Origin of the sequence: Acidovorax sp. SUPP2539, from assembly GCF_030158975.1 — a bacterium.
Taxonomy (GTDB): Bacteria; Pseudomonadota; Gammaproteobacteria; order Burkholderiales; family Burkholderiaceae_C; genus Paracidovorax.
Window position 1 is genome coordinate 244,986 of the sequence record NZ_BQXJ01000007.1, and the last position, 14,348, is coordinate 259,333.

Below are 14,348 nucleotides of genomic sequence, written 5' to 3' on the forward strand. Positions count from 1 at the left end.
TCGAGCTTTTGTGCGCACTTTGTGCAGACGGCAGGAAAACGCCGCCACGCTCAGGCCGTGCCGCCCGGCGGTAGCGCCGCCTCGGCGTGCCGCAGGTCCACGTTCGCCTGCAGGAAATCGAGCACGGCGCGCGTGCGCGGGGGCAGCCGGTCGGGACGGCCGATGTAGACGGCGTGGATGGGCTCCAGGTCGCCGGCATTGAACGCCTCCAGCACGGGCACCAGGCGCCCGTTCGCCACATCGTCCCAGGCGTGGTAGAGCGACAGCCGGGCCAGCCCCGCGCCCTCCAGCGCCAGTCGACGCATCACGTCGCCGTCGTTGACGCGGATCGCATGGCCGATGTCCACGGCCACGCGCCGGCCGTCCACCATGAAGGGCCAGTGCGGAATGGCGCGCGGGTAGTTCCAGCCCAGGCGCACGTGCCGGTGCAGGTCGTCAGGATGGCGGGGCTCGCCGTGGCGCGCCAGGTACTGCGGAGCGGCCACGACGATCTGGCGCGTGTGACCCAGCAGGCGCGCCACCACGTCCGACGCGGGCAGCGCGCCCCAGCGGATCGCGATGTCGATGCCCGCGTCCGCCAGATCCACCACGTGGTCGGTGAAGTACAGGTCCAGGCTGAGACCGGGGTGCAGCGCCCGCAGGCGCGGCACCAGCGGCAGCAGCAGCACGGCGCCCGTGGACGTGCTGGCGCCGATGCGCACCGTGCCCCGCGGCGCGCTGCGGGCCGCCACGTCGGCCTCCAGATCGTTCAGGTCGGCCAGCAGGCGCTTGGCCCCCTGGTACAGCTGCGTGCCCTCCGGCGTGAGCAGCACGCGCCGCGTGCTGCGCTGGAGCAATTGCACGCCCAGCCGCGCTTCCAGCCGCGACATCGCCTTGCTGACGGCCGAGGGCGACACGCCCAGTTGCCGCGCCGCGGCGGACAGGCTGCCGCGCTCGGCCACCAGCACCAGCACCTCCAGTTCACCGGACCGATGGGTTTCGGCCGTGGTGCTGTCGGGCTGGGGCTGGGGCTGGGGCTGGGGTCGAGGCATCGGAGGCACCGGACGATGGGGTTCGGGAGGTGGGAAAAAGAAAGCCGAGAGGCCGCCGATTTGTGCCCATGAGGCACAAAGGCCTTTCCATTATTCCCGCTACACAAAAGCCCTTGGGGCCGTCACATTCCACGCATCGACCCATCTTCGTCCCTGTGGACGCTTTTTTCCATGCCTCTCTCCCTCCTCGCCCTGGCGGCCGGTGCCTTCGGCATCGGCACCACGGAATTCATCATCATGGGCTTGCTCACGCAGGTGAGCCAAGACCTGCACATCTCCATTCCCACCGCGGGCACGCTGATCTCGGGCTACGCCATCGGCGTGGCCGTGGGCGCGCCGGTGCTGACGCTGCTCACGCGCCAGTGGCCGCGCAAGCGCCTGCTGCTGGCCCTGATGCTGATCTTCATCGCCGGCAACGCGGCGGCCGTGGTGGCCCCCGGCTATGGCTGGCTGCTGGCGGCACGCGTGCTGACGGCGCTCACGCACGGCACCTTCTTCGGCGTCGGAGCGGTGGTCGCCACCGGGCTGGTGCCGCAGGAGAAGAAAGCCTCGGCCATTGCGCTCATGTTCTCGGGCCTCACCCTGGCCACCCTGCTGGGCGTGCCGGCGGGCGCCTGGATCGGCCAGCACTTCGGCTGGCGCATGGCCTTCGCCGCCGTGGCGGTCGTGGGTGTGGCGGCCCTGGCGATCCTGGCGGCCTTCGTGCCGCGCGATACGGGCCGGCCGGCCGCCACGCCCCTGCGGCAGGAGCTGGCCGTGCTCGCCCGCGCCCAGGTGTGGCTGGGCCTGGGCATCACGGTGTTCGGCTTCGCCGGCGTGTTCGCGCTCTACACCTATGTGGAGCCGCTGCTCACCCAGGTGACGCACATGGACGGCGCGTGGGTGGCCCTCACGCTGCTGCTGTTCGGCGCGGGCCTAGCGGCCGGCAACCTGCTGGGCGGCAAACTGGCCGACCGGGGCGTGATGCGGGCGCTGGCGATGTCCATCGGCGCCCTGATGCTGGTGCTGGTGGCCGGCCGCTGGGCCTTCGGCCATGCCGGCGTCGCCATGGCCTACGTGGTGGTGCTGGGCACCGCCGCCTTCGCCACCGTGGCGCCCATGCAGATGCGCGTGCTGCAGCAGGCGGGGCCCGAAGGCGCCACGCTGGCCTCCAGCCTCAACATCTCGGCCTTCAACCTGGGCAACGCCATCGGCGCGTGGCTGGGCGGGCTGGCAATCGCCCATGGCCTGGGCCTGCTCTCGGTGACCTGGGTGGCCGCCGCCCTCGCCGCGCTGGGGCTGGCGCTGGTGGGCGCGAGCACCCGCCGCGACGGACGCGCCCCGTCGAGGGACGCCCCGGCCCGCGCCTGAGAGCGCTCCCGGCGCTACCACTACCGCGCCAGCACCGGCCCCAGGGCCTTGCCCGTGTGCGTGCCCAGCCGCACCACCTCTTCCGGCGCGGCGGCCGCGACGATGCGCCCCCCTTCCCGGCCGCCTTCCGGCCCCAGGTCGAGAATCCAGTCGGCCTCGGCGATCACGTCGAGGTCGTGCTCGATGACGACCACGCTGTGCCCGCCGTCCACCAGCCGGTGCAGCACCTGGATGAGCTTGTGCACGTCGGCCATGTGCAGGCCCACCGTGGGCTCGTCCAGCACGTAGAGCGTGTGCGGCGCCTTCTGGCCGCGGCGGCCGACCTCGTCGCGCACCTTGGTCAGTTCGGTCACCAGCTTGATGCGCTGCGCCTCGCCGCCCGACAGCGTGGGGCTGGGCTGGCCCAGCGTGAGGTAGCCCAGGCCCACGTCCTTGAGCAGTTGCAGGGGGTGCGCGATGCTGGGCATGCTGGCGAAGAACTCCACGGCCTCGTCCACCTCCATCTGCAGCACGTCGCCGATGCTCTTGCCGCGCCAGGTGACGGCCAGCGTCTCGGGGTTGAAGCGCGCGCCGTGGCAGGTCTCGCAGGGCACCTTCACGTCGGGCAGGAAGCTCATGGCGATGGTGCGGATGCCCTGGCCTTCGCAGCTGGGGCAGCGGCCTTCGCCGGTGTTGAAGCTGAACCGCCCGGCCGCATAGCCGCGCGCCTTGGCCTCCAGCGTTTCGGCGAACAGCTTGCGGATGGTGTCCCAGAAGCCGATGTACGTGGCGGGGCAGCTGCGGGGCGTCTTGCCGATGGGGGTCTGGTCCACCTCCAGCACGCGGTCCACCGTCTCGAAGCCCGACAGGCCGCTGCAGCCCACGAGGGGCGGCGCCTTGCCGGCGTCCATCGCATCGCGCCCGGCCTTGGTGGAGCGCTGCTGCACCCAGGCCTGCACGTTGGCCAGCAGCACGTCGCGCGCCAGGGTCGATTTGCCCGAGCCGCTCACGCCGGTCACGGCCACCAGGCGGTTCAGCGGCACGCTGGCCGTCACGCGCTGCAGGTTGTGCAGGTGCGCGCCGCGCACGGTCAGCCAGTGCTCCGGCTGGGCGGTTTCGGCCTCTTTTTGGCCGGATGCCCTAGTACTTTCTGCCTTGTTAGCTATTAAAATAGTAGCATCCGAGCGGGCGATGTGCACGGGCGGCACCACCGGGCGACGGGCTTTGAGCGGGTGCCGCATGGCATGCAGCAGGTAGCGGCCGGTCTGCGAATCCTCGGCGGCCTGCACGTCGGCCACGCTGCCCTGCGCCACCAAGCGCCCGCCGCGCTTGCCGGCGCTCGGGCCGATGTCGATGATGTGGTCGGCGCGGCGGATGGTGTCCTCGTCGTGCTCCACCACCACCAGCGTGTTGCCCTTGTCGCCCAGCTTGTGCAGCGCGTTCAGCAGGATCTGGTTGTCGCGCGCGTGCAGGCCGATGGTGGGCTCGTCCAGCACGTAGCACACGCCCTGCAGGTTGCTGCCCAGTTGCGCCGCCAAGCGGATGCGCTGCGCCTCGCCGCCCGACAGCGTGGGCGCGCCCCGGTCCAGCGTGAGGTAGCCCAGGCCCACCTCTTCCAGGAATTCGAGCCGGCTCTGGATCTCGGGGATCAGGTCGCGCGCGATGTCGGCCTCGCGCTGGCTCAAGGCCGCGCCCTGCTGCAGCGCCTCGATCCACTGGCGGATGTCGGTGACCGACAGCGCGGCGATGTCGGCGATGCCCACGCCGGCACGGCCGGCGGCGGCGTTCTCGCCGAAGCGCACGGCGCGGGCCGTGGCGTTCAGCCGCGTGCCCTGGCAGGTGGGGCAGGCCACGTCGGCCACGTCCTCGGCTTCGGGCTCGGCGAAGGTCTGCTCGCGGCCCTTTTCCTTGTCGTCCTGCACCGAGTCGTCGAACACCTTGCGCTGCTCGCGGGTGAGCTTGACACCCGTGCCCACGCAGTCCGGGCACCAGCCGTGCTTGCTGTTGTACGAGAACAGGCGCGGGTCCAGCTCGGCATAGCTGGTCGCGCACACGGGGCAGGCGCGCTTGGTGGAGAACGCCTGCAGCGCCCCGATGTGCGCGGTGGCGGTGCCGGCCACCATGGCGTCCTTCAGGCCATCGAGCTGGCTCAGCACGTGGACCACGCCCTTGCCCAGTTCCAGCGCGCGCGCCAGCGACGAGCGCAGCAGCCCCTCGTTCTCGGGCGACACGTCCAGGCTGGCCACGGGCAGCTCGATGGTGTGCTCCTTGAAGCGATCGATGCGCGGAAAGCCCGTGGTGGGCAGGAAGTGCCCGTCCACGCGCAGGTGGGTGTAGCCGCGCGGGCGCGCCCAGTCGGCCAGCTCGGTGTAGACGCCCTTGCGGTTCATCACCAGCGGCGCCAGCAGGCCGATGTGCTGGCCCTTGAAGTGGCGCAGCAGCTGCGCGGCGATGCTGTCGGGCGTCTGCGGCTGCACGGCGGCGCCGTCGTGGATGCAGTGCTGCACGCCCAGCTTGACGTACAGCAGGCGCAGGAAATGCCACACCTCGGTGGTCGTGCCGACCGTGCTCTTGCGCCCGCCGCGCGACAGGCGCTGCTCGATCGCCACCGTGGGCGGAATGCCGTACACCGCATCCACCTCGGGCCGGCCCGCTGGCTGCACGATGGAGCGCGCATAGGCGTTGAGCGATTCGAGGTAGCGGCGCTGCCCTTCGTTGAACAAAATGTCGAACGCCAGCGTCGACTTGCCCGAGCCCGACACACCGGTGATCACGTTGAACTGGCCGCGCGGAATGTCCACGCTCAGGTTCTTGAGGTTGTGCTCCTTGGCGTTGACGATTTCGATGGCGTTTTTGGCCGCCGGCGCATGTTCCGCTAGGGCACGTTGCTTCTCTTTTCGTAGCACCGCCGCCTTCTCGTGCACCGAGTGCCCGCCCGCGCCCAGGGCCTGCTCGTACTCGCGCAGCGCGGCGCCCGTGTGCGAGGTGGGGTGCTGGCGCACGTCCTCGGGCGTGCCCTCGGCCACCAGCAGGCCGCCGCCGTCGCCGCCCTCGGGGCCGAGGTCGATGAGCCAGTCGCTGGCACGGATCACGTCCAGGTTGTGCTCGATGACCACCAGCGAATGCCCGGCGTCCAGCAGCTTGCGCAGCGCCCGCATGAGCTTGGCGATGTCGTCGAAATGCAAGCCCGTGGTGGGCTCGTCGAACAGGAACAGCGTGCCCTTGCGCGCCAGCGGCTGGCGCGATTTGCTTTCCACGCGCGCCGCTTCCGCGAGGAAACCCGCCAGCTTCAGGCGCTGGGCCTCGCCGCCCGACAGCGTGGGCACGGGCTGGCCCAGCTTCACGTATTCCAGCCCCACGTCCACGATGGGCTGCAGCGCGCGGATCACGTCGCGGTCGGCGGCGAACAGGGCGGCCGCCTCGCTCACCGTGAGGTCGAGCACGTCGGCCACGTTGAAGGAGCGGCCACCGCGCTCGATGGTCACCTCCAGGATCTCCGGCCGGTAGCGCTTGCCGTCGCAGTCGGGGCAGCGCAGGTACACGTCCGACAGGAACTGCATCTCCACGTGCTCGAACCCCGAGCCGCCGCAGGTCGGGCAGCGCCCGTCGCCCGAATTGAAGCTGAACTTGGCCGCGGTGTAGCTGCGCTGGCGCGACAGCGGCGCCACGGCGAACAGCTCGCGGATCGCGTCCCACGCGCCCACGTAGCTCACCGGGTTGGAGCGCGCGGTCTTGCCGATGGGCGACTGGTCCACGAACACGACCTCGCCCAGGTGGTCCGCGCCCAGCAGGCGGTCGTGCGCGCCGGGCGTCTCCGTCGCCTTGCCGAAGTGGCGCAGCAGCGCGGGGGCCAGCACGTCCTGGATCAGGCTCGACTTGCCCGAGCCGCTCACGCCGGTCACGGTGACCAGGCGCTGCAGCGGAAACTCCACCGACACGTTCTGCAGGTTGTGCTCGCGCGCACCCTCCAGGATCAGGCGCGGCGTGGCCTCCGTCACGCGGCGCTGGTAGCCCATGCCGATCTGCTTGGTGCCGGCCAGGTACTGGCCGGTGAGCGTGTCGGCGCGGCGCAGCTCGCCCGTGGTGCCGTCGAACACGATGGAGCCGCCGCGCTCGCCGGGGCCGGGGCCCATGTCGATCACGCGGTCGGCCGCCAGCATGACGGCCGGGTCGTGCTCCACCACCACCAGCGTGTTGCCCGCATCGCGCAGGCGCAGCATGGCCTCGGTGATGCGGTGCATGTCGCGCGGGTGCAGGCCGATGCTGGGTTCGTCCAGCACGAACAGCGTGTTCACCAGCGAGGTGCCCAGCGCCGTGGTCAGGTTGATGCGCTGCACCTCGCCGCCGCTGAGCGTGCGGCTTTGCCGGTCCAGCGTGAGGTAGCCGATGCCCACGTCGCACAGGTATTTGAGGCGCGTGGTGATCTCTTCGTGCAGCAGCTTGAGCGCCTGCGCGTCGCCACCCGCGGCGGCATCGCCCTCGGGCAGCTCCATGCGGTCGAAGAAGCGCCGCAGCCGGTCGATGGGCAGCAGCATCAGGTCGTGCAGGCACAGGCCGGGCAGCGCTTCGAGCTGCGCGCGGCTCCACTGCACGCCCTGGGGCATGAAGCGGCGGGCCGGGTCGATCGCGATGTCGGCGTCCTCCTTGCTGCCCACGCGCCACAGCAGGCTCTCGGTCTTCAAACGCGCGCCGCCGCAGGTGGGGCACGGCGTGTAGCTGCGGTACTTGGACAGCAGCACGCGGATGTGCATCTTGTAGGCCTTGCTCTCCAGGTACTCGAAGAAGCGCTTGATGCCGTACCACTGCTTGTTCCACTGCCCGTCCTTGTAGCCGGGCGCGCCGCCGATGACCCACTGCTTCTGGTCCTCGGTGAGCTTGTACCAGGGCGTGTCGCGCGGAATGCCGGCGGTCTCGGCGTGCCGCATGAGGTCGTCCTGCGCTTCCTTCCACGCCGGCGTCTGGATGGTCTTGATCGCGCCCGCGCGCAGCGTGAGCTTCTCGTTGGGGATCACGAGCCCGTAATCCACGCCGATCACGCGGCCGAAGCCGCGGCAGGTGTCGCATGCCCCCACGGCGGAGTTGAACGAGAACATCGACGGGATCGGCTCGCTGTAGCGCAGGTCGCTGTCGGGGCAGTGCAGCCCGGTGGAGAACCGCCACAGCTCCGGCTCGCCGTCGTCCACCAGCCGGTACACGTTCAACCGCCCGGTGCCGCGCTTGATCGCCACCTCGATGGCCTCCACCACCCGCGCCTTCTCGGCGTTGCCCAGGCGGAACCGGTCGGCCACCACATCGAGCAGCTTGCGGGGCCCGGTGGGCGTCGCGACCTCGCGCTCGGCCTGCACCTTGGTGAATCCGCTGGCGGACAGCCACTGCTCGACCTGCTCGGGCGAGGTGTTGGCGGGCAACTCGACAGGGAAGGTCAGCACCACGCGCGGGTCGCCGGCCTCGGCGCAGCGGCGCTGCAGCTCGGCGTAGATGGTCTCGGGCGAATCGTGGCGCACCGGCTGCGCGGTCTGCCGGTCGAACAGCTGGCCGGCGCGGGCGAAGAGCAGCTTCAGGTGGTCGTTCAACTCGGTCATCGTGCCGACCGTGGAGCGGCTGGAGCGCACCGGGTTGGTCTGGTCGATGGCGATGGCGGGCGGCACGCCCTCCACCTTGTCCACGGCCGGCTTGTCCATGCGGTCGAGGAACTGGCGCGCGTAGGCGCTGAAGGTTTCCACGTAGCGGCGCTGGCCCTCGGCGTAGAGGGTGTCGAACACCAGGCTGGATTTGCCCGAACCGCTGGGGCCCGTCACCACCGTCAACTCACCCGTGCGGATGTCCAGATCGAGGTTTTTGAGGTTGTGCTGGCGTGCACCGTGGATGCGGATCAATCCCTGGGTCATCGGGGGTCTTTCGGGTAGGGGAGGCGGAGCATTCTAGGGACGGCTTCCGCGCGCGGAAGGTAGGGCGTTTTCCCATATCGGGGCGAGGCCGCCGTTGGCAACCGCCCGCGGCATGGAAAAGGCCTTCGACCCAGGGTGTTACCTATTGTCACGAATCGTCAACTTCGGCAAGGTGGCGCCCAGGCAGAGGGCTTTCCTCGGCAACCCCTCACGGATTGGAGACACACCATGGCATTCATGCGCAACACCGGCGCCGCACTGGTCCTGGCCGCCTTGCTGTCGGCGGCCCAGGCACAGATTCTCATCGGCCAGACCGCCGGATTTTCGGGGGCAGTGGCCTCGGGCGTGCAGGAGACGACCGAGGGCGCCAAGCTGTACCTGGACGCCGTCAACGGGCGGGGCGGGGTCCACGGCCAGAAGGTGGAGCTGGTCTCTCTGGACGACAAGTTCGATCCGCAGCTGTCCGTCGCCAATGCCCGCAAGCTGATCGAGGAGCAGAACGTCTCCGCCCTCTTCCTCACGCGCGGCACGCCCCACACCGAGGCCATCATTCCGCTGCTGGACAAGCACGGCGTGGCACTGGTCGGCCCCTCCACCGGCGCCATGGTGCTGCACAAGCCGGTGCGCAAGAACGTCTTCAACGTGCGCGCCACCTACCAGCGCGAAGCCGAAAAGGCGATCTCCCACCTGGTCTCCATGGGCATCACCCGGATCGCCGTGGTGCAGGCGGACGACAGCTTCGGGGCCGACGGCATGGTCGGCGCGCAAAAGGGGCTGGAAGCCGCCAAGCTCAAGGCCGTGCTGCAGGAGAAGTTCGACCGTTCCAAGCCGGACTTCGGCCCCATCGCGCCCAAGATCGTGCAGTCGCAGGCCCAGGCCGTGCTCATGATCGCCTCGGGCACCGCCGTGGCTGAAGGCTATGCGGCATTTCGCGCCGCCGGCTCGGGCGCGCAGATGGTCACGCTGTCCAACAACGCCTCCGCCGGCTTTGCAAAAAGCCTGGGCGCCAACGCCCGCGGTGTGATCGTCACCCAGGTGTTCCCCAACGAACGGGCCATGAACTTCCCCCTGGTGCGCGAGGCGCAGGACCTCGCCAAGGCCCAAGGCAAGGAAATCAGCCCCGCCATGCTGGAAGGCTATGCCGCCGCGAAAGTCCTGGTCGAAGGCCTGCGCCGCGCCGGACCCAAGCCCTCCCGCGACCGCATCCAGGCGGCCCTGGAAGGGCTGCAGAAGTTCGACCTGGGCGGGCTGGAAGTCAGCTACAGCCCCGAGGACCACACCGGCCTGGACTTCGCCGACCTGTCTATCATCGGAACCGACGGAAAGTTCCGCCGCTGAAGGCCCGGGCAGCGTGCCCGAGCGGCCGCAATGGCCCAGCCCATCCGGGGGATATGAGGAAAGCCGCGGCCATCGCCTCGGCACAATCGCCGTACCTTTCGGTTACGTCCCTTCCTGAGAAGCGCCATCGCCGGACATGCCGGGGCCGGAGCGAGTCCGGCACGCCCCTCCATCCTTTGACCAGAGAGCTATGAGAACCCTCCAGAAAATCAGCGCGGGCGTGGCCCTGACGGCGCTGCTGTCGGCCGCGCAGGCGCAGATCCTCATCGGACAGACCGCCGGTTTTTCCGGCACGGTGGCCGCCGGGGTGCAGGAAACCACCGACGGCGCCAAGCTGTACCTGGACGCCATCAATGCACGGGGCGGCATCCACGGGCAGAAAATCCAGCTCATCTCGCTGGACGATAAGCTCGACCCCCAGCTGGCCGCGGCCAATGCCCGCAAGCTGATCGAAGAGCAGAACGTCTCCGCCCTCTTCCTCACCCGGGGCACGCCGCCCACCGAAGCCGTCATCCCGCTGCTAGACAAGTACGGCGTGGCCCTGGTCGGCCCCTCCACCGGCGCCATGGTGCTGCACCGGCCCGTGCGCCGGAACGTCTTCAACGTGCGGGCGCCCTACCAGCGCGAGGCCGAGAAGGCCATCGCGCACCTGGTGTCCGTCGGCATCACCAAGATCGCCGTGGTCCATGCGGACGACAGCTTCGGCGCGGACGGCCTAGTCGGCGCACAAAAGGGGCTGGACGCCGCCAAGGTCAAGGCCGTGCTGCTGGAGAAGGTCGATCGCTCCAGGCCCGACTTCGCCGCCCTCGTGCCCAAGATCGCGCAATCCCAGGCCCAGGCCGTGCTGATGATCGCCTCCAGCACCGCGGTGGCCGAAGGCTACGCGGCCCTGCGCGCCGCGGGCTCGACGGCCCAGATGGCCACCCTGTCCAACAATGCCTCCGCCGGTTTCGCCAAAAGCCTGGGCGCCAACGCCCGGGGGGTGATCGTCACCCAGGTGTTCCCCAGCGAGCGCGCCGTGAACCTGCCCCTGGTGAGCGAAGCGCAGGACCTCGCCAAGAGCCGGGGCAAGGAAGTCAGCCCCGCCATGCTGGAAGGTTTCGCGGCCGCCAAGGTGCTGGTGGAAGGCCTGCGCCGCGCCGGCCCCAAGCCCACCCGGGAGCGGATCCATGCGGCGCTGGAAGGCTTGCAGAAGCTCGACCTGGGCGGCCTGGAGGTGAGCTACGGCCCCGACGACCACACCGGGCTGGACTTTGCCGACCTGTCCCTCCTCGGCGCGGACGGAAAATTCCGCCGCTGAGGGGCTGAAAACCTCGCTTTCGCCCCGCCAGCCCTCCGCGCTCGGCAAAAAGCCCGCATCAGCGGGCTTTTCACGTCTGCATCGGGCAACCGCCTGCTTTAGGAAGCGCTGCTGGCTCCCGAGGCGGGCACGGCAGGCGCCGATGCGGGGCTGCTGGCCGCAGGGGCCACCGTTTCAGGCACGTGCACGGCATCGGCCCCGTGCTTTTCACCGCTCATGTCCACTTTGTCTCCGGCTTTCATGATGACGAAGAGCGACAGCGCTGCGAACAGAACGAAGCCCACGACAATTTTCCACATACCTATCTCCTTTTTAGTGAAACGAACGGCTGAAAAAAAAGCCCCACACCCCTTTCGGGATGTGAGGCTCGGATCGTCTGGAACGCGGGTTGGCAGCCGGGGCCGCCGACCCGCGTCAACCATCAGAATGCGTGGCGAACGCCCACGGCCACGGAGCTGAAGTCAGCGCCGGCGATGCCCGTCATGTAAGCGGCGTTGCGGCTGTTGTTCACCTTCGTGTAGTAGCCGTACACCTTGGTGCGCTTGCTCAGGTTGTAGTTGTAGCCCAGCGTGTATTGCGTAGCGGCGCTGTCAGCCACGTTCTTGTACTTGCCGGCGCGGCCCACGTTCACGTGGAATTCCGAAGCGCCCATCAGGTAGGCACCCGACAGACGGAACGTGTTGCGCTTGCCGCCGTTCAGGACGTATGCGTCTTCGTCACGTTGGTAGTAGCCGCCGAACATGAACGAACCCATCGTGTACAGGCCGCGCAGTGCGAACTGGTTCACGTCGCCTTGCTTGCTGTAGCCAGCGCCCAGGGCCAGAGCGCCCAGGTTGTAGTTGGCAGCCAGGTCATAGGCGTTCTTCACGCCGACAGCTTGCTCGTGCAGTGCCACGGCGCCTTCGACGGTCAGGCCGCCGAAATCGGGCGTGCGGTAGGAAATCTTGTTGGCATCGGGCATCACGTAGGCGTAGAACGCGTCGGACGACGAACCGGTGTCATGGTTGTGCAGGCTGACGTAGTCGGCCGTGGCGTAGTAGGACTCAGCCGTGAAGCGGCCCAGACGCAGGGCGCCGAAACCACCCGACAGGTTCACTTCGCTTTGACGGGCGAAGAAACCACGTGCATCGGAAGAACCGGTGTCGGAAGCGAAGCCGCTTTCCAGTTGGAAGCCAGCCTTCAGGCCACCGCCGAGGTCTTCCACGCCCTTGAAGCCGAAACGCGAAGCATTGTTGAACAGACCGGTGGTCTTGGTGTCGCCCACTTCTTGGCGTTCCACCGTGGTGTTCACACGGCCATACAGCGTGACGCTGCTTTGGGCGAAGGCAGCGGTGCTACCCAGGAGAGCCAGCACAGCCAGTGCCAAACGATTCGTCTTTTGCATGTGATTTCCTTGAATGCTTTTATCCGTCAGATGGTGTGGTAGGCACTGCAGAGCGGGTGGCCGCCGGGCGTTGGTGCAACTACTTACGAAATTCTAGGGGGTGGCGCCTCAATACCACCCCCAAAAGTCATTTTCATAACAGCGTTGATGCATCGCCACCACACTTTGGCGTTTTTTGCCAACACATGCAGCCCTTTTCCGCACTGCGGGCTCCCGATTCACGGGAGCCCGGGCGGTTCCCATCAGTCGTTGGCGTAGATGTCCACGTCCTTGGTTTCGCGGATGAACAGCGTGCCGATCACCGCCGTGGCGCCCGCGATGATGATGGGGTACCACAGGCCGTTGTACATGTTGCCGGTCTGCGCCACGATGGCGAACGAGGTGGTGGGCAGCAGGCCGCCGAACCAGCCGTTGCCGATGTGGTACGGCAGGCTCATCGACGTGTAGCGGATGCGGGTGGGGAACATTTCCACCAGCATGGCGGCGATGGGGCCGTACACCATGGTCACCAGCAGCACGAGGTAGGTCAGCAGGACGACCATCATTACCTTGTTCATCTTGGCGGGGTCGGCCTTGGTGGGGTAGCCATCGGCCTTGAGGGTGTCGGCCACGGCCTTCTTGAACTCCGCGTCCTTGGCCTTGACCTGGTCGGCGGGCAGGCCCTTGGCGCTGTAGCTCGGGATGGTGGTGGCACCGATCTTGATCACGGCGGGCGTGCCGGCCGGTGCGACTTCGTTGTCATAGCTCACCGAACCGGCGGCCAGCACCTGCTTGGCGATGTCGCACGAACTCGTGAACTTGGACGTGCCCGTGGGGTTGAACTGGAACGAGCACTCGGCCGGGTCGGCCACGATCACCACCTTGTTCTTGGCCTGCGCGGCGGCGAGATCGGGGTTGGCGGCTTCGGTCAGGGCCTTGAACACCGGGAAGTACGTCAGCACGGCGAGCACGCAGCCCAGCATGATGATGGGCTTGCGGCCGATCTTGTCCGACAGCGTGCCGAACACGATGAAGAACGGCGTGCCGATCAGCAGCGCGGCGGCGATCATCAGGTTGGCCGTGACGGCATCCACCTTCAGCTGCTGCGTGAGGAAGAACAGCGCATAGAACTGCCCCGTGTACCAGACCACGGCCTGGCCGGCGGTCAGGCCGATCAGCGCGAGGATCACGATCTTGAGGTTCTTCCACTCGCCGAACGACTCGGCCAGCGGCGCCTTGGACGTCTTGCCTTCGGCCTTCATCTTCTGGAAGGCGGGCGATTCCGACAGCGACAGCCGGATCCACACCGAAATGCCCAGCAGCAGGATGGACACCAGGAACGGAATGCGCCAGCCCCAATCGCCGAACTCCTGCTCGCCCATCACGGTGCGGGTCCCCAGGATGACCAGCAGCGACAGGAACAGGCCCAGCGTGGCGGTGGTCTGGATCCACGAGGTGTAGGCGCCGCGCTTGCCTTGCGGCGCGTGCTCGGCCACATAGGTGGCGGCCCCGCCGTACTCGCCGCCGAGGGCCAGGCCCTGCAGCATGCGCAGCGCGATCAGGATCACCGGCGCGGCCACGCCGATGCTGGCGTAGGTCGGCAGGATGCCCACGATGAACGTGGACAGGCCCATGATCAGGATGGTGACGAGAAAGGTGTACTTGCGCCCGATCATGTCGCCCAGGCGCCCGAACACCAGCGCGCCGAAGGGCCGCACGATGAACCCGGCCGCGAAGGCCAGCAGCGCGAAGATGAAGGCCGAGCCCGCATCCAGCCCGCTGAAGAACTGCTTGGCGATGATGGCCGCGAGCGAGCCGTACAGGTAGAAGTCATACCACTCGAACACGGTGCCCAGCGACGAGGCGAAGATGACTTTTCTTTCTTCCGGCGACATGGGCCGGGATGCAACATTGGTAGCCATGGTGCTTGTCTCCATTGGTGGTCGGATGGATGCGGAAATGCACGGTGCGATGGGGTTTCCGGGCACTCGTCGCAGCCTGGACCGCAATATCGGACGTGCATCTGACCAAACACTGACAAGCGCCAGGCGCCCCACGCCGCCCCGGACTGACAGCCACCTGACAAACCCCGGGCCAAC

The 14,348-nt window shown here is 68.3% G+C and carries 8 protein-coding genes; 3 read left to right on the forward strand and 5 right to left on the reverse strand.

The window, feature by feature from the left end:
* Window positions 1–50: 50 nt before the first annotated feature.
* A complete protein-coding gene (locus AVTE2539_RS22360) occupies window positions 51–1,031 on the reverse strand; it encodes a LysR family transcriptional regulator (RefSeq protein WP_284413991.1) in 981 nt (326 codons plus the stop codon).
* A 171-nt stretch (window positions 1,032–1,202) separates the two neighbouring features.
* Here AVTE2539_RS22360 and AVTE2539_RS22365 point away from each other — a divergent pair, with 171 nt between their 5' ends.
* The gene (locus AVTE2539_RS22365) at window positions 1,203–2,381 is read left to right on the forward strand and encodes an MFS transporter (RefSeq protein WP_284413993.1); all 1,179 of its coding nucleotides are present in this window, start codon (window positions 1,203–1,205) and stop codon (window positions 2,379–2,381) included.
* A gap of 20 nt (window positions 2,382–2,401) precedes the next feature.
* Here AVTE2539_RS22365 and uvrA read toward each other — a convergent pair whose 3' ends face one another.
* Window positions 2,402–8,248 (reverse strand): excinuclease ABC subunit UvrA, encoded by a 5,847-nt coding sequence (uvrA, locus tag AVTE2539_RS22370; protein ID WP_284413995.1) that lies wholly within the window; start codon window positions 8,246–8,248, stop codon window positions 2,402–2,404.
* Window positions 8,249–8,485: 237 nt separating this feature from the next.
* Here uvrA and AVTE2539_RS22375 point away from each other — a divergent pair, with 237 nt between their 5' ends.
* Complete coding sequence (locus AVTE2539_RS22375; RefSeq protein ID WP_284414086.1) at window positions 8,486–9,586, forward strand: ABC transporter substrate-binding protein; 1,101 nt, start codon at window positions 8,486–8,488, stop codon at window positions 9,584–9,586.
* 190 nt (window positions 9,587–9,776) lie between these two features.
* Window positions 9,777–10,886 (forward strand): ABC transporter substrate-binding protein, encoded by a 1,110-nt coding sequence (locus tag AVTE2539_RS22380; protein WP_284413997.1) that lies wholly within the window; start codon window positions 9,777–9,779, stop codon window positions 10,884–10,886.
* A gap of 98 nt (window positions 10,887–10,984) precedes the next feature.
* Here AVTE2539_RS22380 and AVTE2539_RS22385 read toward each other — a convergent pair whose 3' ends face one another.
* From AVTE2539_RS22385 to AVTE2539_RS22395, 3 genes are all read right to left on the reverse strand, one after another.
* The gene (locus tag AVTE2539_RS22385; protein WP_284413999.1) at window positions 10,985–11,185 is read right to left on the reverse strand and encodes a hypothetical protein; all 201 of its coding nucleotides are present in this window, start codon (window positions 11,183–11,185) and stop codon (window positions 10,985–10,987) included.
* A gap of 122 nt (window positions 11,186–11,307) precedes the next feature.
* Entirely contained in the window at window positions 11,308–12,270 is a 963-nt protein-coding gene (locus AVTE2539_RS22390) for a porin (protein WP_272565303.1), read from the reverse strand.
* A 242-nt stretch (window positions 12,271–12,512) separates the two neighbouring features.
* Window positions 12,513–14,171: an MFS transporter gene (locus AVTE2539_RS22395; protein WP_284397816.1), complete on the reverse strand. Its 1,659-nt coding sequence runs from the start codon at window positions 14,169–14,171 to the stop codon at window positions 12,513–12,515.
* Between the last annotated feature and the right edge of the window lie 177 nt (window positions 14,172–14,348).

Coding starts and splice junctions, on each gene's coding strand:
- AVTE2539_RS22375 (WP_284414086.1), top strand. CDS start 8,486: ATGCGCAACACCGGCGCCGCACTGGTCCTGGCCGCCTTGCTGTCGGCG.
- AVTE2539_RS22360 (WP_284413991.1), bottom strand. CDS start 1,031: ATGCCTCGACCCCAGCCCCAGCCCCAGCCCCAGCCCGACAGCACCACG.
- AVTE2539_RS22365 (WP_284413993.1), top strand. CDS start 1,203: ATGCCTCTCTCCCTCCTCGCCCTGGCGGCCGGTGCCTTCGGCATCGGC.
- AVTE2539_RS22385 (WP_284413999.1), bottom strand. CDS start 11,185: ATGTGGAAAATTGTCGTGGGCTTCGTTCTGTTCGCAGCGCTGTCGCTC.
- AVTE2539_RS22395 (WP_284397816.1), bottom strand. CDS start 14,171: ATGGCTACCAATGTTGCATCCCGGCCCATGTCGCCGGAAGAAAGAAAA.
- AVTE2539_RS22390 (WP_272565303.1), bottom strand. CDS start 12,270: ATGCAAAAGACGAATCGTTTGGCACTGGCTGTGCTGGCTCTCCTGGGT.
- uvrA (WP_284413995.1), bottom strand. CDS start 8,248: ATGACCCAGGGATTGATCCGCATCCACGGTGCACGCCAGCACAACCTC.
- AVTE2539_RS22380 (WP_284413997.1), top strand. CDS start 9,777: ATGAGAACCCTCCAGAAAATCAGCGCGGGCGTGGCCCTGACGGCGCTG.